The organism is Halomonas sp. KO116 (assembly GCF_000734975.2).
Classification (GTDB): Bacteria; Pseudomonadota; Gammaproteobacteria; order Pseudomonadales; family Halomonadaceae; genus Vreelandella; species Vreelandella glaciei.
Genome location: NZ_CP011052.1, coordinates 3,187,127 through 3,212,959, shown reverse-complemented (window position 1 = coordinate 3,212,959; position 25,833 = coordinate 3,187,127). Strand labels below are relative to the sequence as shown.

Here is a 25,833-nt window from a genome sequence, read left to right as displayed (position 1 = left end):
AAAACGGTACGGATACTAGTTATTACAGATACTAGGCATTGTCGGTAGCTTTCGCCATTTAAGTGCGTTGGCACCAAGGAGGCAGCATGCGCAAGGAACGTCTGATTGTCCCTACCCTGGCGATAATCGCCGTGGTATGGATGGCAGCGCAACTTCTCTCAAGTGTGCTCTTTGAGCGCAGCCTGCGTCAGGCGCTAGAAGATCTGGAAGCGCGGGGCGAATGGCGTGTCAACAGAACTGAGAGCCGCCAGGGTTGGCTAAGTTCCCAAGGGCGGCTGATACTTTCACCGCTATTGGGTCGCCCCTGGCGGCTTGAACTGACCTATAGCGCCCGCCACGGCATTTTAAGCACGGATGTAGAAGGCACCGTATTACCTCGCCTGGATACCGTATTGCAGCAAGCAGTGGGGGAGGTTACCGCCCCTTCGGTGCCTCGCTGGCAGGGGCGTTATCACACCCTTAGCGGCCACAGTGAACTACGCCTTGCCCTGGCGCCTTTTGTCATTCAACAAAATGGTCGCGAGTTAGCCGTCCGTGGTGGTCGGCTGCGCCTCGAAGGCGTCTTTGGTGATTGGCGCCTGCGTGGGTTATTGGATCAGCTAACACTGACCGATGGCTTGGCCCAGCTTGCATTAGGGCCCACGGTGCTTGAAAGCCGCTACACCTATACCGATGGTGCTTACCACTTTGCCCAGCGCGATCATCTGCATATTGAGACACTGACGCTTAGTTATCCCTCCTATGACATCCAACTGGCGCCGCTCGATTTAAATAGCCATATGGTGCTGGATGAAAGCGAACTGCGCATTAACGGCGATTTAGAAGTGGGGGAGGTGATGGTTCCCTCAGAAGCGCCCGACACGCCGTTGCTTAATGGGCGAATAGAGATGGAGCTTTCGCGCATCAACGCCGATGCGGTTCGCCACGCCATTCGCCGTTTACGCCAGGAAGCCGCTTGGGGCGATGCCAGCCTGCCCATGGCTGAAGGGTTGCTGGCCCGTCTTGAGCCTGATTTTCGGAATATGCTCAGTGACTCGCCGCGCCTAGATGTGCCCACAGTGGCGATAGACAGCCCACTGCTAGGGATTCGTCTCGATGCGGATGGCGCGCTGTTTTTTGACGCCCGCGCCTTGGATGAGCTGAGCGTGGTTAATCTCGACGAAGAGGAAGAGCAGGCGAAATGGCGGGAGCGTATTGATGGTGACTTTACCTGGTATGATGCGCCCACCGTTGCCGCGCTATGGTTAGGCTTGCCGCTTGGCACCCGTGAACTGCAGTTTGATGTAGTGCGCGGCGTCTGGCGTGTTAATGGTCGCCCCATGCCCGAACTATGGCCTTAGGCCTGTCATTGCGAACGCCCTGACGCAATCTGGGGTTGCCCTTATTTGTCATTGCGTATGAGAAAGCTCCTCTAAATGATCGAACTAGGCTCCTTCGCAGTGCAAAAGGGACTAGCATTTTGTCATCTAACCTCCCTAAGGGTTGAAGTTTCTGCTATGTGCCCGCATTCCATGAACAAAGCTAGGCGGTTCTCACCGCCGGTATCGGTTCATTGGAGGACGCATGAGCGACCAGGATTACGAACGCGATCAAGAACACCTCGATTGGCAAATTGACGATGAAGAGTCATCCTCAAATACCGATAAATCCCACGACGCTGATGATAAGAGCAGTGACGAGAAGAGCAGTGAAGAGTATCGCTCTGACGGCGAGCGGGTGAACTCTCTAGTGCCCGCCAGCGACATGCTGCCCGAGCGCATTTATCTTCTCCCTATTCATAATCGTCCTTTCTTCCCCGCCCAGGTTCAGCCTTTGGTGGTTAACCGTGAGCGCTGGGAAGAGACCATGCGCCGCGTGGGTAACACGCCGCACCACACCCTGGGCGTCGCTTATGTCGGCGAGCAGGGCGTTACCTCTCTTGATCACGAAGGTTTTCCTGAGATTGGTACGGCGGTGAAGGTGCATAAACTCAAGGGCGAAGACGACCAGATCCAGTTTATCGCTCAGGGCCTGCAGCGCTTTAAAATTACCCGTTGGCTCTCCAAAGAACCGCCTTATCTGGTGGAAGTCACCTACCCGAAAGAGCCGGTTGACGCGGAGAACGAAGAGACCCGCGCCTATGCCATGGCGATCATCAACGGCATTAAAGAGCTGCTGCCGATCAACCCGCTGTACGGTGAAGAGCTCAAGCACTACCTCAACCGCTTTAGCCCGCACCAGCCGGGCCCGCTGACCGATTTTGCCGCCGCTATTACCTCCGCCAAAGGCCCAGAGCTTCAGGATGTGCTGGCCACCCTGTCGGTGGAAGAGCGGATGCAGAAAGTGCTGCCGCTGTTGCGTAAAGAGATCGATGTAGCGCTGCTGCAGGGTGAGATCAGCGAGCAGGTCAACGCGCAAATGCAGGATCGCCAGCGCGAGTTCTTCCTGCGTGAGCAGCTCAAGGTTATCCAGCGTGAATTGGGTATCTCCAAAGATGATCGCGAAAATGACGTGGATACCTTTAGAGCGCGTTTGGAGTCGTTGGTTGTGCCCGAACGGGTTCAATCGCGTATTGACGATGAGCTCAATAAACTCAGTGTGCTGGAAACCGGCTCGCCGGAATATGGCACCACGCGCAACTATCTGGACTGGTTAACCTCGCTGCCTTGGGGGGTGACCAGCCAGGATCAGCTCGATCTACCCCACGCGCGGCAAGTGTTGGATCGCGACCACGACGGTTTGAAAGACGTTAAAGAGCGTATTATCGAATTTCTGGCCGAGGGCACGTTTAAAGGCGACGTAGGCGGCTCGATAGTGCTGTTGGTCGGCCCGCCAGGGGTAGGTAAGACCTCCATTGGGCGTTCGATCGCTGAAGCCCTGGGACGTCAGTTTTACCGCTTCTCTGTTGGGGGCATGCGCGACGAAGCGGAAATTAAAGGCCATCGGCGTACCTATGTCGGCGCGATGCCGGGCAAGCTGGTGCAAGCCTTTAAAGAGGTCGAGGTCGAAAACCCCGTCATCATGCTGGATGAGATCGACAAGCTAGGGCAGTCCTTCCAGGGCGACCCTGCTTCGGCGCTGTTGGAAGTACTCGACCCCGAGCAGAACGTCGACTTCCTCGATCACTATCTCGATGTGCGTATGGATCTCTCCAAGGTGCTGTTTATATGCACCGCTAATACGCTGGATTCAATTCCAGGGCCGTTGCTAGACCGCATGGAGCAGATCCGTCTTTCCGGCTATATCGCCGAAGAGAAGCTGGCAATTGCCAAGCATCACCTGTGGCCGAAGCTGCTCAAACGCGACAACCTAACGAAAAAGCGTATCAGTCTGTCCGATGCGGCCTTAAAGCAAGTGATTGAAGGCTACGCCCGTGAAGCCGGTGTTCGCCAGCTTGAAAAGCAGCTGCATCGTATTGTGCGTAAATCGGCCGTCAAGCTGCTCGAAGAGGAGCCCGAAACGGTCAAGATATCGGTGAAGAATCTGGAAGAATTCTTAGGCGCACCGATTTTCCGCAAGGAAAAAGTGCTGACCGGCGAAGGGGTGGTGACCGGCTTGGCGTGGACCTCCATGGGCGGGGCAACGCTACCCATTGAAGCGGGCAAGGTACACTCGCTGGATCGTGGCTTTAAGCTGACTGGCAAGCTCGGCGAGGTGATGCAGGAGTCAGCCAATATCGCTTACAGCTATACCCTGGGCCACCTGCAGGAGTATGGCGCCGATGCCGATTTCTTTGACTCGGCATTTGTGCACTTACACGTGCCCGAAGGGGCCACGCCGAAAGATGGCCCTTCGGCCGGCGTTACCATGACCACTGCGCTGCTGTCGTTGGCTAAGCACCATGCCATTGATCGGCCCCTGGCGATGACCGGCGAACTAACCTTAACCGGCCAAGTGCTGCCGGTTGGCGGTATTCGCGAAAAAGTGATTGCCGCGCGGCGCAGTGATATTTTCGAATTGATCCTGCCCGAGGCCAATAAACGTGATTACGAAGAGTTGCCGGACTATCTGAAAGAGGGCATGACGGTGCATTTTGCCAAACGCTACCGCGATGTAGCCGATGTGGTGTTTGGTCGCGGGTAGGTTCAACCGTTACACCCATGACGTAATTAAAGCGCTGTACGTAAGTACGGCGCTTTTTTACATTTGTTTACTGAATTACCAAATAATCCTGCATCAGCCTTACAGTTAGTAAGGACAATTACCCTTGCTCGCTGTGTTTTCAGAGTGGGCCTAGTCTCTGTGTAAAGCGCATGCCACAATCCAAGGTTGCTGATATTATTCAGAATAGCTTGGCCTGCGGCCATCCTTGCCGTGGGCTAATAAAAATAGTGAATCGTCTTTGAGATAGACATCAAGAGAGAGACGCCATGCCAGAGTATCGCTCACGAACCACCACCGCTGGTCGTAATATGGCCGGTGCACGCGCCCTGTGGCGCGCCACTGGTATGCAGGATGGTGATTTTCAAAAGCCGATTATTGCCGTCGCCAACTCCTTCACCCAGTTTGTGCCGGGCCATGTTCACCTAAAGGACATGGGCCAGCTAGTGGCGCGGGAGATTGAGAAAGCGGGTGGCGTAGCGAAAGAGTTCAACACCATTGCAGTGGATGACGGCATCGCCATGGGACACGACGGCATGCTCTACTCGTTGCCTAGCCGTGACCTGATTGCCGACAGCGTTGAGTACATGTGCAACGCCCACTGTGCCGATGCGCTGGTATGTATCTCCAACTGCGACAAAATTACCCCAGGGATGTTGATGGCCGCGCTGCGCCTCAATATCCCGGTTATCTTTGTTTCTGGCGGCCCCATGGAAGCGGGTAAAACCAAGCTGCTTAACCACGGATTGGACCTCGTCGATGCCATGGTCATGGCCGCCGATGACAGCGTGGATGATGAAACGCTTGCCGAAGTCGAGCGTAGCGCGTGCCCCACCTGCGGTAGCTGCTCGGGTATGTTCACCGCCAACTCGATGAACTGTCTGACCGAGGCGCTAGGCTTGGCTTTGCCCGGTAACGGCACCGTGCTGGCCACCCACTCTGATCGTCGTCGCCTATTTGAAACAGCCGGTCACCGCATTGTCGAGCTGGCCAAACGCTACTATGAAGGCGATGAAGCGCACCTGCTACCCCGTGCCATTGCCTCCAAAGCAGCGTTCAAAAACGCCATGACCCTGGATATCGCCATGGGTGGCTCTACTAACACTATTCTGCACTTCCTAGCGGCTGCCCAGGAAGCCGAGGTGGACTTCACCATGGCGGATATCGACCGCCTCTCCCGTGAAGTGCCCCAGCTCTGCAAAGTAGCGCCCAACACTCAGAAATATCATATCGAAGATGTCCATCGTGCGGGCGGTATCATGGCGATTCTAGGTGAGTTGGATCGTGCCGGTGTGCTGGATACCTCGGTACCCACCGTGTATGGCGACAGTCTCAAAGCCGCGCTGGATGAGTGGGACATTATGCGTTCGCCCAGCGCCGAAGTCGTTGAGTTCTTTAAAGCTGGGCCGGGCGGTATCCCCACCCAGACTGCCTTTTCCCAAAGCGCCCGCTGGCCGAGTTTGGATGGCGACCGCGCCACCGGCTGTATTCGCGATCTTGAGCACGCGTTCTCCCAGCAGGGCGGCTTAGCCGTACTGTATGGCAATATCGCGCTGGATGGTTGCGTGGTGAAAACCGCCGGGGTCGACGAATCAATCCTGGTATTCGAAGGCCCCGCCCATGTGGTTGAGTCTCAGGATCAGGCGGTTGCCCATGTATTGGCGGATAAGGTCAAAGCGGGCGATGTCGTCGTGATCCGCTACGAGGGGCCTAAAGGTGGCCCCGGTATGCAGGAGATGCTTTATCCCACTTCGTATCTCAAGTCTAAAGGGTTAGGCAAAGCCTGCGCGCTGCTCACCGATGGTCGCTTTTCGGGCGGCACCTCTGGGCTTTCGATTGGCCATGTGTCGCCGGAAGCCGCAGCTGGGGGCGCCATTGGCTTAATTGAGCAGGGCGATATCATCCGTATTGATATTCCTAACCGGACGATCAACGTCAACCTGAAGGATGCTGAGCTGGCGGCTCGCCACGAGGCGATGGAGGCAAAAGGCGTCACCGCCTGGAAGCCCGTTGAACAGCGCCCCCGCAAGATTACCCCAGCGCTGAAAGCCTATGCGCTATTGGCGACATCTGCCGACAAAGGGGCCGTTCGGGACCTAAGCAAGCTGGATTGATAGGGCACTAAGTGCAGCAATCATCAGTCGCAGTAACAAACCTGAAGGAATCAAATGAAGGCAATTATTAACGTTGGATTAGTCGGCTACGGGTTCGCTAGCCAAACCTTCCACGCACCGCTGATTCAGGCCACGGACGGCCTGGATTTGGTGGCGGTATCCTCAAGCGATGCTGCTAAGGTGCAGGCGTCACTTCCTAGCGTAGAGGTGGAGGCCCAGGCGTTGGCGCTTTGCAAGCGCAGCGATATTGATCTGATTGTTATTCCGACACCCAACGACACGCATTTTTCGCTCGCGAAAGCGGCACTGTCGGCGGGCAAGCACGTGGTGGTCGATAAGCCATTCACGGTCACGCTGTCTGAAGGAAAGTTGCTCAAAAAGTTGGCGGATGAAAAAGAGTGTCTTTTGTCGGTATTTCACAACCGCCGTTGGGATAGCGATTTCTTAACCGTTAAAGCGTTGCTTGAAGCGGGGACGCTAGGGCGACTGGTGAATTTTGAATCACATTTTGACCGCTTTCGCCCGGAAGTGCGTGATCGCTGGCGCGAGAAAGCGACCCCCGGTGGTGGCATCTGGTACGATTTGGGCCCGCACCTGCTGGACCAAGCCTGCGAACTGTTTGGCATGCCTCAGGCAATCTTGCTGGAACTGGACGCACTACGTGACGACTCCCAGGTCGACGACGATTTCCTGGTACTGCTCGATTACGAAGGCTTTCGCGTTACCTTGGCCGCTGGCACATTGGTTGCCGATCCAACCCCCCGTTTTCGGATTCATGGCACCCAAGGCAGCTTCGTTAAGTACGGTCTGGATCCCCAGGAGGATCGCCTGAAAGCAGGCGAAGTGCCCGCACCACAGTGGGGCGAAGATAGCCAACATGGCACGTTAACGCTGCGTGAAGGAGAGGGTGAAAACGCGCCGCTGATGCGCCGTGAACTTCCGACGCTACCGGGTGATTACCTGGCTTATTACCAGGGCATTACCGCCGCTATCCGCGATAAAGCGCCGCTACCGGTAAGCGTCGACGATGCCCTGCGTTCGATGGCTCTGCTGGAAGCCGGCCTGGACAGCCACCGCCAGCGGCGTTGGATTACATTGAAAAATCATCTTTAAATAAGTAAGAGAAGCCGAACGCGAGCTTCATGTCATTGCAAACGCAGGCCTTCTGTCATTGCGAACGCAGTGAAGCAATCTCGGGTTGGTATGCCGCCGTGGATTGAGATTGCCGCGTCGCTGCGCTCCTTGCAACGACATCAGGAAAATATCTGCAGTGACGGAAGGAAAGCTTTACGTTATTACCTCAAAGCAAATCCGTCGCACTATTGCGTTTCTCTTCCCGCAACCGGTCTCGGGCGATATAGAGTGCTGCGATCGCGCGGGCTTCGTGAAAATCCTCGCGCAATAGCAGGGCAGGGAGCTCCTCAATGGCGTGGGTTTCCACAATCAATGGCTCGGGTTCATCCCCTGGCAGTCGCTTGGGGTAAAGGTCGGTGGCAAGCAGCACCTGCATGCGGTGGCGCATATAGTTCGGCGCCAGGGAAAGCTCAACCAACGGCTCGATGCGGTGCGCACCCACGCCACACTCCTCCATCAACTCGCGATTGGCAGCGGTGATAATGTCTTCACCGGGGTCGACCAACCCTTTTGGCAAGGTGAGCACATAATCTTCAAACCCGGCGGCGTATTCGCGAATCAGTAGCACGTGCTCCGGGTCAGGCATTGCCACCATCATCACCGCGCCCCGGTCCGCGCCGGTTAAACGTTCAAATTGGCGCTCTTCGCCATTGGAAAAACGCAGATCCAGTGACTCAATCTGGAATAAACGGCTTTGGGCAATCTGCTTACGCGCCAGAATCTGTGGTTTTTGCTGGTAACCCGAGCGGTTAACGCTGCCATCTTCAGGGTGATTAAAGGTTGGGCGAGTAGGGGGGAGCGTAGACATAAACATGTGCCTCCATGGCTGGTAAAAGGCGGTTAAGCTACAATAGCACGCTTACTCCTAACGTGACTGGAGCGGCAATGATTGATTGGCGCGAGATAGACACTGTCCTCCTTGATATGGATGGCACGCTGCTGGATTTACATTTCGACAGCCACTTTTGGCTGGATCATTTACCGCGACGTTACCGCGAATTGCACCAGTTGGATGAAGCCTCCCAGGAAGCGCTGCGGGCGCGTATTATCGGCGAGCAGGGTACTTTAAACTGGTACAGCCTAGCGTACTGGAGCCGCGAGCTAGGGGTAGATATCGTTGCCCTGAAGCGGGAAGTGCAACATCTGATAGGCCTGCGCAGCGACGCACTGGATTTCCTCAAATGGCTTAAACTAGCACACCCACGGGTGGTGCTTGCCACCAACGCTGATCGCGCCAGTCTTGCCTTGAAACTGCCCCTCACCGGCCTGGAAAGCTACCTGGATGCTATCGTCTCTTCCGAGGACGTGGGGGCTGCTAAAGAGGAGCAGGCGTTCTGGTTTGCGTTGCAGGAAATCGAGCCTTTTGACCCGGCACGAACACTATTTATTGATGACAATGCCCGCGTGCTGGAAAGTGCTCGTGAGTTTGGCATTAAGCATTTGCTGGGCATTAAACAACCTGACAGCCAGCGGCCTGAAAAAGAGCTACAGGAGTTTATAGCCCTGGATCGGTTCGCTCATCTGTTTCCCGAACAACTGCCGGAACAGCTGTCAGAATCGCAAGGAGAGCGTTAATGAGCGAGAGCGTACGCTTAGATAAATGGCTCTGGGCAGCGCGTTTCTTTAAGACCCGCGCGCTGGCTAAAAAAGCCATTGAAGGTGGCAAGGTTCACTACGACGGCGGCCGCGCTAAAACCAGCAAGCAGGTCGAGTTAGGTGCGCTTATTCGGGTGCCCCAGGGCTGGGAGGTCTTAGAGGTAGAGGTGATATCGCTTTCGGATCAACGGCGCGGTGCGCCAGAAGCGCGCACGCTCTATGCAGAAACAGACGCAAGTGTGCAGCGTCGTGCCAAGGAAGCCGAAGCAAGGCGTCTCACTAACGAGGCGATGCAGCATCCGCTCAAACGTCCTGATAAAAAGCAGCGCCGCGATATTCAGCGCTTCCAACGCAATCAGGGTGAGTAGCCCACACGGCTATTCACTCAGTGCAGCAGCACCAATAGCCCAGTTAAAGATGAGTCGCAGCTAAACACCCGCCGTCCTTTATAGTAGGTTGCCAAATTATGTCCGATCAAATTCAACGTTTTATGTTCGATCACACCAATGTCCGCGGCGAGATCGTCACCCTAGCGGCCGCCTATCACGAAGTGTTGGATCGCCACGCCTACCCACCCGCGGTCAATGAGCTACTGGGCGAGCTGTTAGCTGCCGTGGCGCTGCTCACCGATACCGTTAAGCTGGATGGCACGCTAAGCATCGAAGTGCGCGGCCGCGGCGTTCTGTCATTACTAATGGCTGAATCCAACCCCGGTGGTGAATTGCGGGCGATTGCCCGTATCGCGGAAGACGCCGACCTGCCTAGCGAGCATGCCTCTTTCCGTGAACTGGTCGGTGAGGGCCAAATCGTCATCACCCTCGACCCCCGTGAAGGCCATCGCTATCAAGGCATTGTCGCGCTGGATCAGGAGACGCTAGGGGGCTGCCTGGAAGCCTACTTTACGCAATCCGAGCAGCTGCCAACCCGCCTATGGTTAGCGGCGGATGAGAAGCGCGCAGGTGGGTTGTTGCTCCAACGCCTCCCCGCAGAGTCACAAAACCAGGATGTTGATGCCTGGGACCGCAGCGTGCAGTTAGCCGATACGATTAAAACAGAAGAACTGCTCGGGCTTGAGCAGCGCGAAGTGCTGCACCGCCTTTACCATGAAGAAACCGTGCGCGTTTTTGAACCCAAAGCCCTGCGCTTTGGCTGCACCTGCTCCCGCGAACGAATGAGCCATGCACTGCACACGCTAGGCAAGGAAGAACTGCGAGATATTCTTCACGAACAGGGCGCTATCGACACCCAATGCCACTTTTGCCATACGAAATATCACTACACGGCGGCGGATATTGAAACTTTGTTAGACGACCCCGAAGCCCCATCGCCCACAATTCACTAGGTATGTAGTCGCAGCTGTACAGTCGGGCGTTTTTAAGTGTCGCTAAGCGAGCCAGTAGAACCAATGAATTTGGCCATTATTGCAAACGACTGTTTTAATTTTTACTGCGCTGCAGCACAAAATGTAGTGTCTTTGTAGTAGTTTAACTACAAGATATTTGGTCTTAGTCCCCGTTTCCTGGGGGCTTTCTTTTTGCCATAATGCGCCGGACTTCAGCGTGCCCAGCCGATTTAGCAGGACTGGGATGACATTTAAGGCGTCGGTGACGCCCGGTAACGAGATATAACGGCCTCAAGGCCCAGGAATCGACATGACCACGACTCAAGCTCCCCAAGCCCACGTCAATCTCAGCAGCGCCGAACTCATCGAGCGCGCCGTGGCACGTGGCGAAGGCCGCCTCTCGGCCCACGGTGCTCTGGTAGTAAATACCGGCTTGCGTACCGGGCGTTCACCGAAAGACCGTTATATCGTTGACGAGTCCTCCACCAGCAGCCAAATCGATTGGGGCAACGTTAACCAGCCTTTCGACGCAGACAAGTTCAACGCCCTATGGGATCGGGTCAATGACTATCTGGTCAGCCAAGACCATTTTGTTTCTGAGTTGCATGTGGGCAGTGATTCCGCTCACTACCTACCAGTGCGCGTCACCACCGAAACCGCTTGGCAAAACCTGTTTGGCCGTACCATGTTTGTGCGCCCCCTGGCTTATAACCAGGCTGTTAAAGGGGAATGGACAATTCTCAACGCCGCAGGCTTTGAGTGTGACCCTGCTCGCGATGGCACTAACTCTGATGGTTGCGTGATCATCAACTTTGCCGAGAAAAAAGTGCTTATTGCGGGCATGCGCTATGCCGGTGAAATGAAAAAAGCCATGTTCTCCGTGCAGAACTTCCTGCTACCCGCCGCCGACGTACTGCCCATGCACTGCTCCGCGAACGTGGGTGAAGATGGCGAAACCTGTCTCTTCTTCGGTCTCTCGGGCACCGGTAAAACCACGCTTTCCGCTGACCAGGCGCGCTTCCTGATTGGTGATGACGAGCACGCTTGGGGCGACGGTATCGTCTTCAACATGGAAGGCGGCTGCTACGCCAAGTGTATCGATCTTTCCGAGAAGAACGAGCCGGTCATCTGGAACGCTATTAAGTTCGGCACCGTGCTGGAAAACGTGGTGTTGGATGATCGTCGCGAGCCCGACTACGCCGACGATAGTCTGACCCAGAACTCCCGCGCCGCGTACCCGCTGGAGCACGTTGAAAAGCGCGTAGCGGAAAACCTGGCGGGCGAGCCGAATGCCATTGTGTTCCTGACTTGCGATATGTCTGGCGTACTGCCGCCCGTGTCGATTCTTTCCAAAGAAGCCGCGGCCTATCACTTCCTGTCAGGATACACCGCTAAAGTGGGCTCCACTGAAATGGGCTCTGCTGAAGGTCTAGCTGCCACATTCTCCACCTGCTTTGGTGCACCGTTCTTCCCGCGCCCTGCACGCGAATACGCTGACCTGCTGATCAAGCGTGTCGATAAGCAGGATGCTCAGGTTTACTTGGTCAATACCGGCTGGACCGGCGGTGCTTACGGTGAAGGCGGCTCGCGCTTCTCTATCCCGACCACCCGCGCCATCATCAGTGCTATTCAGTCTGGTGTGCTGCGCGACATTGACACTAAACATATCGATGGGCTTAACCTGCAAGTGCCGGTCGCTGTGCCGGGCGTCGATTCCAGCCTGCTCGACCCGCGTGAAACGTGGCAGGATCGCGATGCCTACGACCGCCACCTCAAAGAGCTGGCGACAAAATTCGTCGATAACTTCAAGAAGTTTAAAGGCGTTAACGAAGCGATCATTCAGGCTGGGCCTCAGTTGACCTAAGACGCTGCTGAGCTAAGTAGTTAGAATGTGACTAAGTAGTCAACATGGGACAGTGCCAAGGCACTGTCCCATTTTTATTGGCTGCTTGAGCTAACGTATTTGAGAGTGATTTAGTAACCTAGTGATTTATTAATAACCTAGTGGGTTGGTAAACACGGGTTAACTGTCCAAATAGCTTAAAATAAAATAATCATTAGGAGTATTGCGTGAAAGGTTGGCTCCAACAACGCTGGACTCGAAACAAACTCGCCAGCATCCGTAATTTGCACGATGTAGAGCGTTTAGCACGTCGGAAGTTGCCAAGGCCTATTTTTGGTTATATCGACCATGTCGCAGAGGATGGACGAACCCAGCGCGCTAATCTCACCGCTTTTGATGATTACCGCTTTTTGCCCAAGGCATTTGTCAACGTCTCGCAGATTGATCTGCAAACGGAGCTGTATGGCAAGCGTTATGCCGTGCCTTTCGGTATCGCCCCCATGGGCATCAGCGCCCTGTCGGCTTATCAAGGCGACCTAGTGCTGGCACGCGCAGCGGCGAAACGTAATCTGCCGATGATAATGAGTGGGTCGTCTCTAGTGCCGATGGAAGAGGTGGCAAAGGTTGAGGGCGCCGACTGGTTCCAGGCGTACCTGCCCGGCACACCGGAAGGTATCGAAGCCCTGCTCGAGCGGATCAAACGAGCAGGCTTCAAAAAACTGGTGGTAACGCTTGATTATCCGGTGCCGCCCAATCCCGACAATTTCCGCCGTTCGGGGTTTTCATCCCCGCTTGAGCCAACCCTTCGCTTGGCAGTCGATGGTTTGATGCGACCCGGCTGGCTGTGTAATACCTTCCTGCGCACGCTCTTAAAACATGGCATGCCGCACTTCGAGAACAACCATGCCGAGCGGGGAGCCCCCGTCATCTCCCGCCAAGCCGCGCGGGACTTCTCGGGGCGTCGCCATTTTGACTGGGATTATCTCGATCTTGTGCGGCGCTTATGGCCTGACACATTGATCGTCAAAGGTGTGCTGAACCCCGAGGATGCGGTGCGTGCCCGTCAGGCAGGCGTGGACGGCATCATCCTGTCCAATCACGGCGCTCGACAGCTGGACTGCACGATCTCTCCACTTGAGGTGCTACCCGAGGTCAAACGCCGTATCAGCGATATCCCCATCATGATCGACAGTGGCTTCCGGCGTGGCACCGATGTCATCAAGGCCTTGGCGCTGGGGGCCGACTTCGTCTTCATCGGACGCCCATTTAATTACGCGGCCGCCTGTGCAGGCCAAGCCGGTGTGGAGCATGTCGCCGATCTCTTGCAGCGCGAGATTGAGCGCAATATGGCGCTGCTGGGCCTGACCAGTCTTTTCCAATTGAATCACTCCTGTCTATATCAGCCCATAGAGAACCAATCGCAACAGCCGGTGGTGGCTGCAAAAACGACTGACACTGCACCCATAAAATAATGAAATGAGCGAGTCTTGCTATGGTCTTTTGCAGGTAGACAAGCATTTCTTCAATGGAACGCCAGAATCGATAGAGGAAGTAATTTCACCAGGCCATGCCGTTCATGGTTACCGTACTGAGGCCTAGCGCCTTCACCAATCTAATCCCTCAAGCTCATAATTCGCCACTGGCGCTCTTCGGCGACGTTGCGTAGGGTGTCGTCAGGGTCAACGGCGACAGGGTGCTCGACTATTTCTAATAGCGGTAAATCATTGTGTGAGTCGCTGTAGAACCAAGCGCCTTCCAGGCTTAAGTCTTGCTCTTGAAGCCACTGCTCTAGGCGGGTGACTTTGCCTTCGCGGTAGCTCAGCGTGCCGGAAACACGGCCGGTGTAACGGCCCTGTTTCACTTCCGGATTCACCGCGATCAAGTGATCGACACCCAAGCGCTCCGCAATCGGCGCGGTAATAAAGCGGTTAGTGGCGGTAATAATCAGCAGCGTGTCGCCTTTAGTGCGGTGACGGGCCAGCAGCTCTTCCGCTTTGGGTAGAATGCTGGGCTCGATTTTGCTGACCATAAACTGCTGATGCCAGGCAGCAAGCTGCTCAGGGGGGTTATCGGCTAGCGGCTTAAGCGCCATCTCTAAAAAGGCGGCCATATCCAGAGTGCCCGCGTTGTAATCGGCCATAAAACGCTCATTGGCTTCCCGGTAAGCGACCGGGTCGACAGCCCCTTGTTCGAGTAAAAACTCGCCCCAGGCATGATCGCTGTCGATGGATAGCAGCGTATTATCCAAATCGAATATGGCCAGACTCACGGCGCTCCCCTTTTTTAGTCAGTGATAATAGTAGGCGAATAGTAGTGGTGAAATAGGCGCTAATTAGGCAAATAGCGGAGGCGGATTATCGCAGAGTCGCCACCTCATTCCCACCAACGCGCCGCAACCATTCATCACTTAGCGTTATATTGTATTGATACGCTTGTCTCCCTTGTGGAAAAATGGGGACAACTGAAAATTTATGAAGGTGATGTCCGTGATCGACGCTGACGGCTTTCGCCCCAATGTTGGCATTATCATTGCCAACAGCCAGGGGCAGCTGCTTTGGGCGCGTCGGGTAGGACAAAATGCGTGGCAATTTCCCCAGGGGGGCATCAATGCAAGCGAGACGCCACAACAAGCACTTTTTCGTGAGCTTTACGAAGAGATCGGCTTAACCGCCGGTGATGTTGATATTGTTGCCTGCACCCGGGGCTGGCTACGCTACCGTCTGCCACGACGCATGATTCGCACACATTCGCGTCCGGTCTGCATAGGCCAGAAGCAAAAGTGGTTTTTACTTAAAATCCGTTGCCAGGAAAGCCAAATCTGTATGACGGCAACCCCAACACCTGAATTTGATGGGTGGCGGTGGGTGAGCTACTGGTACCCGCTAGGGCAGGTAGTACCTTTTAAAAGAGAGGTGTATCGGCGCGCGTTGCGAGAATTGTCTCCCCGCGCTCAGCGCCTGGCACAGGATGACGATTAGGGTGAAAAGCCGTTGCCCAAGGTAGGGCAGCGGCAGCTTGCCAAGAAATTCCTCAGCGAGGCAAATAACAGTGAAAAGTAAAACGTCCATGCTTGAGGTGTTGCGCCGGGTGATTCAGGAAGTGAACGGCGCGCGCAACCTCGATGCCGCGCTGTCCACAATGGTACGTCGAATTCGTAAAGCAATGCAGACCGACGTGTGCTCTTTCTACCTTTACGACAAAGAGCTTGAGTCGCTGGTATTAATGGAGACCATTGGTCTGCGCACTCAGGCCGTTGGGCGCGTTGTACTGCCATTAGGTGAAGGCCTAGTAGGCTTAGTAGCCAAGCGCAGTGAGCCGCTTAACCTCGAAGACGCCCAGACCCACCCGCAATTCCGCTATTTTGAAGCCACCGGTGAAGAGCGCTACTCCAGCTTTTTGGGGGTGCCGATTATTCATCAGCGCCATATGCTGGGCGTGCTGGTGGTTCAGCAAGCCGAAAAACGCCGCTACGACGATGAAGACGAAGCCTTTTTGGTGACCATGGCCGCTCAGTTGGCAGGTGTATTGGCCCATGCGTTGGCGACCGGCAACCTAATGCGTCCGGCGCTTGCGGGGGGGCAGGCAATGTTTAAAGGCGTTGCCGCCTCGCCAGGCATGGCCATGGGTGAAGCGGTAGTGATTACCCCGCCTGCTGACTTAAACAGCGTGCCTGATTTGGTACCCAGCGACCTGGATTATGAAGTTGCACGCTTAAAAGAAGCGATTGGCAAAACCCGTAGCGAAATTCGTGCAGCGGCCGAACGTTTGGCCAGCCGTATCTCCGCCCAGGAGCTGGCGCTGTTTGATGTGTATCAGCAGATGCTTGGTGAAGCGGCATTGGCCGATGAAGTCGAAAAGCGTATTCGTGAAGGGCAGTGGGCCCCAGGCGCACTCGCCGATGTAGTGCGACGCCACGTACAGTATTTAGAGCGGGTTGACGATAACTACCTGCGTGAGCGAGCGGCGGATATTCGTGATCTAGGCCGCCGTGTGCTCGCCCATCTGCAGGAAGACACACCATCCACGCCGGAAACCTACCCCGATAACGCCATCCTGGTCGGCGATGAAATTAGCGTGGCCATGCTGGGTGAAGTCCCCCGCGACAAGCTCAAAGGGCTCGTCTCGGTGCGCGGCTCCAGCACGTCCCACGTGGCGATTGTCGCCCGCGCCATGGGTATTCCTACCGTGCTGGGCATGGTGGATTTACCGCTGCCACGCCTAGGTGGTGCACCGGTGGTGTTGGATGGCCACCGTGGCCGACTGTTTGTGCGCCCAGCGCCTGAACTTACTGCGCGTTATGCCAGTCTGATCGCCGAAGAAGAGGCGCTCAGCGAACTGCTTGAGCACGAACAGGATCTGCCCAGCGCCACACCCGACGGCCACGCCATGCCACTAATGGTCAATACCGGTTTGGCGGTAGATGCCACTGCGTTGCTAAAAAGCCGTATCGGTGGGGTGGGGCTCTACCGAACCGAAGTGCCGTTTATGATTACCGAACGCTTCCCCGGCGAAAAAGAGCAAACCAAACTCTATCGAGACCAGCTTGAAGGCTTTGCGCCGCTGCCGGTGGTGATGCGTACCCTGGATATTGGCGGTGATAAAGACCTGCCCTACTTCCCGATTGAAGAGGCCAATCCGTTTCTAGGCTGGCGCGGTATGCGCGTCACGCTGGATCACCCGGAAGTGCTGATGGTGCAACTGCGCGCCATGCTCAAAGCCTCGATCGATCTGGAAAACCTCTACGTACTGTTCCCGATGATCACCAACGTCGAAGAGGTTGACGAAGCGCTGCGCCTGCTGGATCGCGCCATTCTGGAATTGGGTGAAGAGGGCATTACTGTCGTTAGGCCCCAAGTGGGCGTGATGATCGAGGTGCCCGCCACTATCTACCAAATGGATGCGCTAGCGAAACGCGTCGATTTCTTCTCAGTGGGCAGCAACGATCTCACTCAGTACCTGCTGGCGGTGGATCGCAATAACCCACGCGTATCAAGCCTTTACGACGCGCTTCACCCGGCGCTGCTGGGGGCGCTGCTTGAACTGGCCAACGATGCCACGCGGTTGAAAAAGCCTATTTCGCTATGCGGTGAATTGGCCGGCGACCCAGCTGGGGCGTTGCTGCTCATGGCCATGGGCTTTACCAGTCTCTCCATGAATGCGCCTAGCCTGCCCAAAGTGCGCGCGGCCATTCGCCGGGTTCCGCTTAGCGATGCCGAGAAGTTGCTCAAAGAAGTGATGGAGCTGGATACACCTGCCCAGGTGCATACCCATTTAGAAGGGCGTATGGATGAGTGGCAGTTGTCGCACCTGATGCCACCCCGTGACTAGGCAAACCCTAGAGCGTTGATGCTAGCGAATCGTTGGCCAGCGCCAGGGTGGTTTCACCCTCAAAGCGTCCCCGCGGCCCAAAGCGCTGTTCGGTAATCTTGATGTGCCCGTGGCTATCCAGGGTTAGCCACGAAGTGGCGCGGGTGCCGTAGTGCTCGCCAACTATAAACGCCGCCGAAAGCTGGCGCTCCAGCTCAAGGCCAACGCCGGTATCCGGTAATGCCTCGACAGCCGCTTCTTGCGGGTTCTGCATTGCGCGCTGAACCGCGGTTGGCCAGCATCCTGGCTGCAAAATAGCGTCCTCAAGCGCCCTACGCACATCTAAAAGCTTTGGCCAGGGGGAGTTAAGATCGGCGTTGGATAAACCATGCACGCCGGGGGGCACTTCGCTGAGAGCCAAGCGATCGCGGCCCCGGTGCAGGTGCCAAAGCCGCTGTGGGGTCGCGACTAATAAATTAAAGCCAGCATAGCGCAACGCCTCTCCCTGGCTAAGCTCCCTTAACCATGCTTCAATATTGCCACACTGCAAGGCACCAGCGACCAATTCGCCTCGGCTAGGTGCACCGGGTGGCACACTTAGTTGCAGGTCACGCACATTGGTTAAGGCCGCCAAGACACCGCCACGCCTGGCCGCCATCCATGAGCCACCGGCCTCTAAATCACGCCCACCGACAACGTAAGGGCTATCTTGCCACTCACCCATGGGCGCGGTGGGGCGAGCATAAAACTCATCACGGTTACCCATCAGCCGCAAAGGCGTGGGTGTGCCGGGTTGCCAAGCAAACGATATCAAGCACATAACAAACTCGTAGACAAAAAGGGTGGAGAGCGTTCAACGCAACAGCCGCATGACAGTAACGAAGTGTAGACGTACACTTACATCGGTATCATATTTGTAGCATAAATCATCACACAGAAAGGGGTGATTTATGAGTGTCGGCAGTTCGCGCAAAGGTTAAAGCGGTCACGTTATCAGCGGCCATGCGGCTAATAGGAAGGCGAGATCATGCAGCACTATCAAAGGGAGCACTTTTGGAACGCCATTGTTTGGCCTCTGCTGTGGCCTCTATTGCTTGTACAAGCAGCACTAGTTGTGCTCTGTCTGGTGGTTGGCGCAATGGTGTGGGGAATGTCGCCCAGTTACGCTTCCTGGAGCACCATGCTGTGGTTAATGGCGGCCCTGCTTGTCGGCAGTAGTTTAAACGTTGGCGCCTTTCTTATGCTGGTGAAAGCCCGCGCTCGGCGCAAAGATAGCCGTTTTATGCAAGAGCTCACCGAACTTGAACGGCATAGTCAGGCCCTGTGCGCCACCGCTGCACGTTCGTTACCCGAACATAAATGTTCTCCTCCGGATGCTGCCGACGAATCCCATCTACCTCTTCAGCGTTTGGCCAACGTTAATGAAGTGCTAGCCGGTCTTGAGCGCTGCATGCACTGCTCGCAAGTAGCCACTGCCGCGACTAAGAATACCCAGCAGGAGCATGAGCAAACCCTGTTGGACGACCTTCAGCATCAGCAGCGTCAGCTCAAACTGTTAATGGCAGGGCGCGAAAGAGCGCGGGAAGAGTCGCGTTTGAAATCAGGCTATTTAACGTTGCTGCAGCGTGAAACGGATAACTTGTTAGATCATTTAAGTGCGATGGCTGAAAAAGAGATTACCGATAGCTTTCGACAAAATGTCATGGAAGTGTACGAGCACGTCTCGGATATCCGTGCGCTATTGGTGAACCTCGTTCAGCAAGGTGCTGAGCAGGATGCTGGACAAGCTGCTGTAAGCAGTGCAACAGAGGTGGGGGGCGGCGAGCACACAGGGGACCAGCGCAATTTACGTGTATTAGTCGTCGACGATGGTCCGGTCAATTTGATGTTGGCGCGGCAAATGCTGGAATCCCAAGGCCTAAAGGTGGAAGGCGTCAGCAGCGGCGAGCAAGCGTTGGAGCGCCAAAAAAACACCCGCTTTGATCTGGTGTTTATGGATATCTTTATGCCCACTCTGGACGGGCGTGAAACTACCCGGCGCTGGCGCGAGTACGAGCGCAAAAGTGGCGGCAGTCCAAGCGTGCTGGTCGCGTTAACGGCCAATATCGACAATGCCGGGCGCGATGCCTGTTTAGCTGCCGGTATGGATGACCTGCTCGCCAAGCCCTATCAACCTGAAACTCTTCTTAATATGATTGTCCGCTGGTTTCCAGGTGCGCAGGATTAAAGCGCCGCCGCCTAAATGACGATAAAGGTGGCTTTCTGAGTATGCCGACTTATCATTGCCCCCGTGACATTGGCGCACGCCTCGTGGCGGTGGCCTGTGGTGACGATGTACGGTTGCTAAATGCCTACCTCCGCGAGAAGGCCTCATTAATTCCTTTGGTCAGATTAGAGAGTTTAAATGATTAATTACCCAACGATTGACCCAGTGGCAATCTCCTTAGGGCCACTGCAAGTCCATTGGTATGGCCTGATGTACGTTGTGGGTTTTGTAGCGGCCTGGTGGCTCGGCTGTCGGCGCGCATCGCGTATCGGCCTCAATAATGACGATATCGGCGATTTACTCTTCTATTGCGCGATCGGTGTCGTGGCCGGTGGGCGTTTAGGGTACGCGCTGTTTTATGGGCTAGGGCAATGGACAGCAGACCCGCTCTGGATCTTCCGCGTATGGGATGGCGGCATGAGCTTCCACGGTGGCCTGCTCGGCGTATTGCTCGCTGCCTGGATATTCGCCCGTCGTAAACAGCTGGCATTTTTAACCCTTACCGATTTCATCGCCCCGTTAGTGCCAATTGGCTTAGGTGCCGGGCGTATCGGTAACTTTATTAATCATGAGCTACCAGGTCGCGTGACTTCGCTACCCTGGGGCATGCCATTTCCCGGTATGGGGCCTGAAGCGCGTCATCCATCAGCACTTTATGAAGCCCTGTTAGAAGGCGTCGTACTGTTTGCTATTCTGTGGTGGGTCTCGGCTAAGCCAACATCCCGTGGCTTTTTATCCGGGCTATTCTTAGTCTGCTACGGCGTATTCCGATTCATGGTCGAGTTTGTCCGCATGCCCGACGCCCATATCGGCTTTATCGCCTTCGGCTGGGTCACCATGGGCATGCTGCTCTCACTACCGATGATTGCGCTGGGCCTAGTCATCATCGCCTGGTCACGTTCCCAGCCAGTAGATGTAAAAGTCGCAAATTAAGCAGCGCGCAGCGGTGCCGGGGTTGGTCGAATAACGCTAACCAGCCGGCACCGCTAGACCGAGCCGCTATGGGCGCCTAGAATAAACCGCTACATCGCCTGTTAATTTGGAAATTCTGTGACTGCTACAACGCCCGCGCTTGAGCAACCCTATTTAGACCTGATGCAAACCGTTTTGGAGCATGGTGTTGACCGCCACGACCGTACAGGCGTAGGCACGCGCTCCGTGTTTGGCCATCAAATGCGCTTTGATTTGTCGCGTGGTTTTCCGCTACTGACCACCAAAAAACTCCACCTGCGCTCTATCATTCACGAACTCCTGTGGTTCCTGAAAGGCGACACCAACATCGCCTATTTAAAAGAGAACGGCGTGCGGATCTGGGACGAGTGGGCGGATGAAAACGGCGACCTAGGCCCCGTGTATGGCTACCAGTGGCGCAGTTGGCCCGACCCTAAAGGCGGCAGCGTTGACCAAATTTCCAAAGTGCTTGGCCAAATTCGCACCACGCCCCAATCGCGGCGTTTGATTGTCTCGGCCTGGAACCCAGCCCAGGTCGATGAAATGCAGCTACCGCCGTGCCACTGCCTGTTCCAGTTTTACGTGGCCAACGGCAAGCTATCGTGCCAGCTCTATCAGCGCAGCGCCGATATCTTCCTCGGTGTACCGTTTAACATCGCCAGCTACGCCTTGCTACTAACCATGGTCGCGCAAGTAACCGGCCTGCAACCGGGTGAATTTATCCACACCTTAGGCGATGCGCACTTGTACAGTAACCACTTGGAACAGGCCAAAGAACAGCTCGCGCGCAACCCAAAGGCCACGCCAAAGCTAGTGCTTAACCCAGCAATAGACGACCTGTTTGCGTTCCGGTTTGAAGATATTGAGATTGAGGCTTACGAGCCGCACCCCCACATCAAAGCCGAGGTGGCGGTATGAGCCAGCAAAGCGACATGGTTAAGCACAAGGATAGCTTCGACTCTCTAGTGCCTGTGGCAATGATTGTCGCCATGGCAAAAAACCGCGTCATCGGCGTAGACGGCAAGCTGCCTTGGTACCTACCTGAAGATCTAAAGTTCTTTAAACGCATCACCCAGGCAAAACCGCTCGTGATGGGGCGAAAAACTTACGCTTCCATTGGCAAGCCGCTGCCGAACCGGCTTAATGTAGTGGTAACCCGCAACGCGGAGTTTTCCCACGAAGGCGTGCGCGTGTGCCATGACTTGACCTCAGCGCTGGAACTGGCCGACCAACATGCCACGATAGAAGCGGCAGAAGAGATCATGGTGATGGGCGGCGGGGAAATCTACCGCCAAGCGCTACCCTTTGCCCAGCGGCTCTACATAACAGAAGTGGATATAGACGTAGAAGGCGACGCCACGTTTCCTGACTTTGATCCCAGCGAGTGGCAAGAAGTACAGCGCGTAGCGGGGCAGCCAGCAGAAGGGCAGCCAAACTACGATTTTGTGGTCTACGAGCGTATCGCTGACTGAAAAGGTCAAAGGAGAAGGCTATGGCCGCCAGCTTAATGAATATGTTGGATGACTTAGAAACGCGTCTTGAACGCACACAAGCTGAGCTACAAGCCCTGCGTGAAGAAAATCAGCGGCTAAAACAGCAATTGGCGCTGAAAGACGCCCAAGCCCAAAGCGTGCCAAGCTCAGAAACTACGGCCACAGCTGAAAAATACGGCGAAAGCAAAGAAGCTCTTGAGAAAGCAGCTCCAGCCGAAATAGGGCAATCAACGCAAACGGTTGAATCAGCGCAAACACCTTCGCCGCATGCACTGCTTAATCAATGGTATGAGCGTTACCCAAAAGCGTTTTTCAAAGGCCATACCAAGCCACTCAAAGTTGGCATTCACCAGGACCTGGCAGAGCGCGAAGAGTGGCCGAACAAGCTGATTCGCCGAGCGCTTGCCAACTATGTAAACCTTCCGCGATATATAAAAGCAGTGCGCATAGGCGCTGAACGGGTGGATTTAGATGGTCTACCTGCGGGTAAGGTTGATAAAGAAGCCGCACAGCATGCATCAGAAAAACGCGGTGAAAAACGCGATAATGGAGCGCCAAAGCCACCTCACTCAAAAGCATCTCCTGTAGCGAAAAAGCCCCGCCAAGAGGCGCCAAAACAGCCTGTGGTGGGGCATGAGTTAGAAAAACATGAACCTCGCAAGACGCTTAGCATGGAAGACAAATTATTGGGCTTGCAGCAGAAATTCAAAGGCCGCTGAGACCGGGCCGGAGAGCAGGGGTTCCATAAAAAAATGCAAATAGTAAAGAAACACTGTTTTTTTCTATTGCGTTCCCTGGAATCCCGGTATAGAGTTTGTTCTGCGAGCATTGGACTATAACAAGGCTTAGTTGAGGACATGCCGCATACCACCGGGAAAAACCGGGGATGGAAAAGAGCATGGCCCACAAAAGCCACCTGCCGACTTATTAAGAGTCGAGCAGCAACGATCGAAACAGTATACGAGTTAAGGAACTTACATCATGAAAAAAACACTTTTAGCGACTGCTATCGTTGGCGCCCTGGGTGCCTCTGCTGCAGCACAAGCAGCAACTGTCTATGACCAAGACGGCACCAAGCTTGACGTCTATGGCCGTATCGCCATGGGTGTTGCTGGTGGCGGCCCTGAGTACAACAGTGACGAAGAGAAGATCGATAATGGCGCTGAATTCGTAGACGTTTATTCACGTCTTGGTCTGCGCATGAGCCATGAAGTTTCTCGCGACCTGACTGCTTTCGGTCGTCTCGAGTGGCGCTTTACTGGTGATGAGAACAACACCGACGGCGGTTTCAACGAAGTTCGTCAGAGCTACTTGGGTGTACAGAGCGATCAGTTCGGTACTTTCCAAGCTGGTAACTTCGACAGCTTCTACAACCAGTTTGTTTCCCTGCCTTTCTACTGGCAAATTGATCGTGGTTTGGAATTCGCTGGTCATCGTAAGCAGTCACGTGGCGACTCCATCGGTTACTACACCCCTGACCTGAGCGGTTTCACTGCATTCTTGCAGCTGAAACACTACAGCGAGCGCGGCTTGACAGAAGCTCAGCAATCTTCAGAGGGTGACGTAATTGCACCGCAAGGTGGTGTTCGTTACGCACAGGGCCCGGTGACTATTGGCCTGGGTTTTGTTGAAGATGTAGCCCGCGTTGATGAAAACAGCAGCGGTAACGGTGGCGGTAATGGTGAAATGCTGTACGGCCTGATTGGCTCTTACGACATTACTGACCAGTTCTCTGCGCGTCTTGGTTACGAAACTCGTGATGACAACAACACTCGTGGTGGTGGTTACGACACAGTTGGTCTAGGTGGCACATTCACCACTGGCCCTTGGGCATTCGCTGCTGACGTCTACGACGTAGATCCTGACAACGGCGACAGCCGCACCTCTTGGGCACTGGGTTCTTACTACAAAGTTTCCAGCAACTTTGACGTCTTCCTAGAGCTGCAGCAAGCTGACCAGCAGTCTATCAACATCGAAGTTGACGGTCTTGATTCCGACGTTACTGCTGATGGCGATGACATGTACTACCTGACAGGCGCTCGTTACCACTTCTAAGCCTGGTTTAAACACCACGCTTAAAGGGTAACTGCCTAGCAGAACCAAATAGAACCGGCCTCTTAGAGGCCGGTTTTTTTTGCCTGTTTTTTCTATTGATAAATAGTCATGGTTGTTTTACCGATAAATTAACAGCCTAGGAACATTTGTAAGTGAAATCACCTTCCTTTATTTATTGTTATCTTATAACATTGCATAAGATGCATAAGCCAATAGCATCCTATAGGTAGGTTTATAAAATAAAGGTAAGGGATTAACGATGAAAAAAACGCTGTTAGCAGCCACTGTTAGCGCCTCACTGTCTGCATCGGTAGCGCAAGCCACAACACTCTACGACCAAGAAGGAGCGAAGTTTGATATTTACGGGCGCATTGCCATGGGCATTGCTGGTGGTGGCCCCGAGTTCGATAGCGCAGGTAACGAGGTAGATGACGGTACAGAATTTGTCGATGTCTATTCACGGCTTGGCTTTCGCATGAGCCATGATGTCACATCAGATTTATCTGCTTTTGGGCGTCTAGAGTGGCGTTTCACAGGTGATGAGCGCAATACCGATCAGGGTTTTAATGAGATCCGCCAAAGCTACATTGGCCTGGCCAGCAAGCAGTACGGCACCGTTCAAGCTGGGAACTTCGATAGTCTTTATTACCAGTTTGTATCAGCCCCCTTTGACGTTTACCTAGATCGCGGGCTGCTCTTTAACGCGACTGGTTTACAATCCAGGGGGGATTCCATTGGCTACTACACGCCAGAGCTAAACGGATTTACCAGCTTTGTGCAGCTAAAACAGTACAGTGAGCGTGGATCAACCCCAGCTGAGCAGAGTGAAGAGGGCGAGGTGATTGCCGCACAAGGCGGTGTTCATTATCAGCAAGGTCCCTTCAAAGTCGGGTTTGGCACGGTTGAGAACGTAGTACGCGGCGGCGGGAATGGTGAAATGCTCTATGGGCTGATCGGTTCCTATGCATTGAGTGACCAGCTAACCATGCGTTTAGGGGCAGAAACGCAAGATAATAGTGCCACCTATGGTGGAGGATTCGAGACACTTGGCCTAGGCGGAACCTACACCACTGGTCCATGGGCATTTACCGCCGACTACTACAACGTAGACCGTGACGAGAGCGAGGAGAGCAGCGCCTGGGCAGCGGGTGCCTACTACAAGGTCTCCAGCGCGTTCGATGTGTTCGTAGAGCTAGCCGACGGCGACGCACCCAGCGTCCGACAAGAAAGTACAGCTAATAGAACGTATTGGCTGTCCTGAGCCCGCTATCATTTTTAAGATGGCTTGGTGATAAGCTGCTCAAGTGCTAAATATTTAACTTTCTTAAGACTTTCATTTAATAATGAAGGTCTTTTATTTCATATAGGGAAAAGAAAATTCATAAGCAGCGCAATATCAAAAAAAAGATGGTAATGATTTTTGTTTACTAAGTGCTGGCATTGCAAATTTCTCTATCGCTAAGTGAGTTCCGTATTATTGTGTTATCTAGCAGATAAATATAAAATCAACTGTTTTGTCAATTAAGGTGTCATACTCCGCCCAAGTGGGCAAAAATAAGATATGGTTATTTATACATTACGATCAATAGTGATTTTCTATTAATGAATAGAATAGGGAAAAAACGGAAATGGCAATGGAATCAGATGCTCAA

The 25,833-nt window shown here is 54.5% G+C and carries 21 protein-coding genes; 18 read left to right on the top strand and 3 right to left on the bottom strand.

Annotated features, from left to right (window positions below):
• Positions 1 to 86: 86 nt before the first annotated feature.
• From KO116_RS14790 to KO116_RS14775, 4 genes are all read left to right on the top strand, one after another.
• Positions 87 to 1,340, top strand: a complete 1,254-nt coding sequence (locus KO116_RS14790; protein ID WP_035555413.1) for a DUF945 family protein — start codon at positions 87 to 89, stop codon at positions 1,338 to 1,340.
• 223 nt (positions 1,341 to 1,563) lie between these two features.
• Positions 1,564 to 4,062 (top strand): endopeptidase La, encoded by a 2,499-nt coding sequence (lon, locus tag KO116_RS14785; RefSeq protein ID WP_035555416.1) that lies wholly within the window; start codon positions 1,564 to 1,566, stop codon positions 4,060 to 4,062.
• Positions 4,063 to 4,349: 287 nt separating this feature from the next.
• On the top strand, positions 4,350 to 6,194 hold the full coding sequence (ilvD, locus tag KO116_RS14780) for a dihydroxy-acid dehydratase (protein ID WP_035555418.1): 1,845 nt from the start codon (positions 4,350 to 4,352) through the stop codon (positions 6,192 to 6,194).
• Positions 6,195 to 6,248: 54 nt separating this feature from the next.
• The gene (locus KO116_RS14775; RefSeq protein ID WP_035555421.1) at positions 6,249 to 7,307 is read left to right on the top strand and encodes an oxidoreductase; all 1,059 of its coding nucleotides are present in this window, start codon (positions 6,249 to 6,251) and stop codon (positions 7,305 to 7,307) included.
• 187 nt (positions 7,308 to 7,494) lie between these two features.
• Here KO116_RS14775 and nudE read toward each other — a convergent pair whose 3' ends face one another.
• Positions 7,495 to 8,136: an ADP compounds hydrolase NudE gene (nudE, locus tag KO116_RS14770; protein ID WP_035555457.1), complete on the bottom strand. Its 642-nt coding sequence runs from the start codon at positions 8,134 to 8,136 to the stop codon at positions 7,495 to 7,497.
• A 77-nt stretch (positions 8,137 to 8,213) separates the two neighbouring features.
• Here nudE and yrfG point away from each other — a divergent pair, with 77 nt between their 5' ends.
• The 5 genes from yrfG (at position 8,214) to KO116_RS14745 (ending at position 13,581) form a co-directional block, all read left to right on the top strand.
• The gene (yrfG, locus tag KO116_RS14765; RefSeq protein ID WP_008959675.1) at positions 8,214 to 8,903 is read left to right on the top strand and encodes a GMP/IMP nucleotidase; all 690 of its coding nucleotides are present in this window, start codon (positions 8,214 to 8,216) and stop codon (positions 8,901 to 8,903) included.
• Entirely contained in the window at positions 8,903 to 9,292 is a 390-nt protein-coding gene (hslR, locus tag KO116_RS14760; RefSeq protein WP_008959676.1) for a ribosome-associated heat shock protein Hsp15, read from the top strand. Before yrfG ends, hslR begins: the two co-directional genes overlap by 1 nt.
• A 98-nt stretch (positions 9,293 to 9,390) precedes the next feature.
• Complete coding sequence (hslO, locus tag KO116_RS14755; protein WP_008959677.1) at positions 9,391 to 10,266, top strand: Hsp33 family molecular chaperone HslO; 876 nt, start codon at positions 9,391 to 9,393, stop codon at positions 10,264 to 10,266.
• Positions 10,267 to 10,576: 310 nt separating this feature from the next.
• Positions 10,577 to 12,130, top strand: a complete 1,554-nt coding sequence (locus KO116_RS14750; RefSeq protein WP_035555426.1) for a phosphoenolpyruvate carboxykinase — start codon at positions 10,577 to 10,579, stop codon at positions 12,128 to 12,130.
• Between the two features lie 206 nt (positions 12,131 to 12,336).
• Positions 12,337 to 13,581, top strand: a complete 1,245-nt coding sequence (locus KO116_RS14745) for an alpha-hydroxy acid oxidase (protein ID WP_045812146.1) — start codon at positions 12,337 to 12,339, stop codon at positions 13,579 to 13,581.
• A gap of 140 nt (positions 13,582 to 13,721) precedes the next feature.
• Here the strand turns inward: KO116_RS14745 and KO116_RS14740 are convergent, their stop codons facing one another.
• Positions 13,722 to 14,378 carry an HAD family hydrolase gene (locus KO116_RS14740; protein WP_035555429.1) on the bottom strand — a complete coding sequence of 219 codons (657 nt, stop codon included), beginning with the start codon at positions 14,376 to 14,378 and terminating at the stop codon, positions 13,722 to 13,724.
• A gap of 217 nt (positions 14,379 to 14,595) precedes the next feature.
• Between KO116_RS14740 and rppH the strand changes: the two genes are divergently transcribed.
• Entirely contained in the window at positions 14,596 to 15,087 is a 492-nt protein-coding gene (rppH, locus tag KO116_RS14735) for an RNA pyrophosphohydrolase (RefSeq protein ID WP_008959681.1), read from the top strand.
• A gap of 88 nt (positions 15,088 to 15,175) precedes the next feature.
• The gene (ptsP, locus tag KO116_RS14730) at positions 15,176 to 17,437 is read left to right on the top strand and encodes a phosphoenolpyruvate--protein phosphotransferase (RefSeq protein WP_035555432.1); all 2,262 of its coding nucleotides are present in this window, start codon (positions 15,176 to 15,178) and stop codon (positions 17,435 to 17,437) included.
• A gap of 7 nt (positions 17,438 to 17,444) precedes the next feature.
• Here the strand turns inward: ptsP and KO116_RS14725 are convergent, their stop codons facing one another.
• Positions 17,445 to 18,236 (bottom strand): NRDE family protein, encoded by a 792-nt coding sequence (locus KO116_RS14725; protein ID WP_035555436.1) that lies wholly within the window; start codon positions 18,234 to 18,236, stop codon positions 17,445 to 17,447.
• Positions 18,237 to 18,443: 207 nt separating this feature from the next.
• Here KO116_RS14725 and KO116_RS14720 point away from each other — a divergent pair, with 207 nt between their 5' ends.
• The 7 genes from KO116_RS14720 (at position 18,444) to KO116_RS14690 (ending at position 25,442) form a co-directional block, all read left to right on the top strand.
• The gene (locus KO116_RS14720) at positions 18,444 to 19,643 is read left to right on the top strand and encodes a response regulator (protein WP_035555438.1); all 1,200 of its coding nucleotides are present in this window, start codon (positions 18,444 to 18,446) and stop codon (positions 19,641 to 19,643) included.
• A 177-nt stretch (positions 19,644 to 19,820) separates the two neighbouring features.
• Positions 19,821 to 20,615 carry a prolipoprotein diacylglyceryl transferase gene (gene lgt, locus KO116_RS14715; protein ID WP_035555440.1) on the top strand — a complete coding sequence of 265 codons (795 nt, stop codon included), beginning with the start codon at positions 19,821 to 19,823 and terminating at the stop codon, positions 20,613 to 20,615.
• Positions 20,616 to 20,732: 117 nt separating this feature from the next.
• Positions 20,733 to 21,551, top strand: coding sequence for a thymidylate synthase (locus KO116_RS14710; protein WP_035555442.1), 819 nt, complete (start codon positions 20,733 to 20,735; stop codon positions 21,549 to 21,551).
• Entirely contained in the window at positions 21,548 to 22,105 is a 558-nt protein-coding gene (locus KO116_RS14705) for a dihydrofolate reductase (RefSeq protein WP_035555444.1), read from the top strand. The genes KO116_RS14710 and KO116_RS14705 overlap by 4 nt, the downstream gene beginning before the upstream one ends.
• Before the next feature lie 20 nt (positions 22,106 to 22,125).
• Positions 22,126 to 22,845 (top strand): ProQ/FINO family protein, encoded by a 720-nt coding sequence (locus KO116_RS14700; RefSeq protein ID WP_035555446.1) that lies wholly within the window; start codon positions 22,126 to 22,128, stop codon positions 22,843 to 22,845.
• Between the two features lie 262 nt (positions 22,846 to 23,107).
• Complete coding sequence (locus tag KO116_RS14695; protein ID WP_035555448.1) at positions 23,108 to 24,181, top strand: porin; 1,074 nt, start codon at positions 23,108 to 23,110, stop codon at positions 24,179 to 24,181.
• A gap of 259 nt (positions 24,182 to 24,440) precedes the next feature.
• The gene (locus KO116_RS14690) at positions 24,441 to 25,442 is read left to right on the top strand and encodes a porin (RefSeq protein ID WP_035555450.1); all 1,002 of its coding nucleotides are present in this window, start codon (positions 24,441 to 24,443) and stop codon (positions 25,440 to 25,442) included.
• The last annotated feature ends 391 nt before the right edge of the window (positions 25,443 to 25,833 follow it).

What these genes read in the sequence shown, in the direction of transcription:
- KO116_RS14720 (WP_035555438.1), top strand. Translation starts at nt 18,444, where the DNA reads ATGCAGCACTATCAAAGGGAGCACTTTTGGAACGCCATTGTTTGGCCT.
- lgt (WP_035555440.1), top strand. Translation starts at nt 19,821, where the DNA reads ATGATTAATTACCCAACGATTGACCCAGTGGCAATCTCCTTAGGGCCA.
- KO116_RS14750 (WP_035555426.1), top strand. Translation starts at nt 10,577, where the DNA reads ATGACCACGACTCAAGCTCCCCAAGCCCACGTCAATCTCAGCAGCGCC.
- nudE (WP_035555457.1), bottom strand. Translation starts at nt 8,136, where the DNA reads ATGTCTACGCTCCCCCCTACTCGCCCAACCTTTAATCACCCTGAAGAT.
- KO116_RS14695 (WP_035555448.1), top strand. Translation starts at nt 23,108, where the DNA reads ATGAAAAAAACACTTTTAGCGACTGCTATCGTTGGCGCCCTGGGTGCC.
- ptsP (WP_035555432.1), top strand. Translation starts at nt 15,176, where the DNA reads ATGCTTGAGGTGTTGCGCCGGGTGATTCAGGAAGTGAACGGCGCGCGC.
- hslO (WP_008959677.1), top strand. Translation starts at nt 9,391, where the DNA reads ATGTCCGATCAAATTCAACGTTTTATGTTCGATCACACCAATGTCCGC.
- KO116_RS14775 (WP_035555421.1), top strand. Translation starts at nt 6,249, where the DNA reads ATGAAGGCAATTATTAACGTTGGATTAGTCGGCTACGGGTTCGCTAGC.
- KO116_RS14690 (WP_035555450.1), top strand. Translation starts at nt 24,441, where the DNA reads ATGAAAAAAACGCTGTTAGCAGCCACTGTTAGCGCCTCACTGTCTGCA.
- KO116_RS14790 (WP_035555413.1), top strand. Translation starts at nt 87, where the DNA reads ATGCGCAAGGAACGTCTGATTGTCCCTACCCTGGCGATAATCGCCGTG.
- ilvD (WP_035555418.1), top strand. Translation starts at nt 4,350, where the DNA reads ATGCCAGAGTATCGCTCACGAACCACCACCGCTGGTCGTAATATGGCC.
- KO116_RS14705 (WP_035555444.1), top strand. Translation starts at nt 21,548, where the DNA reads ATGAGCCAGCAAAGCGACATGGTTAAGCACAAGGATAGCTTCGACTCT.
- hslR (WP_008959676.1), top strand. Translation starts at nt 8,903, where the DNA reads ATGAGCGAGAGCGTACGCTTAGATAAATGGCTCTGGGCAGCGCGTTTC.
- yrfG (WP_008959675.1), top strand. Translation starts at nt 8,214, where the DNA reads ATGATTGATTGGCGCGAGATAGACACTGTCCTCCTTGATATGGATGGC.
- lon (WP_035555416.1), top strand. Translation starts at nt 1,564, where the DNA reads ATGAGCGACCAGGATTACGAACGCGATCAAGAACACCTCGATTGGCAA.
- KO116_RS14725 (WP_035555436.1), bottom strand. Translation starts at nt 18,236, where the DNA reads ATGTGCTTGATATCGTTTGCTTGGCAACCCGGCACACCCACGCCTTTG.
- KO116_RS14700 (WP_035555446.1), top strand. Translation starts at nt 22,126, where the DNA reads ATGGCCGCCAGCTTAATGAATATGTTGGATGACTTAGAAACGCGTCTT.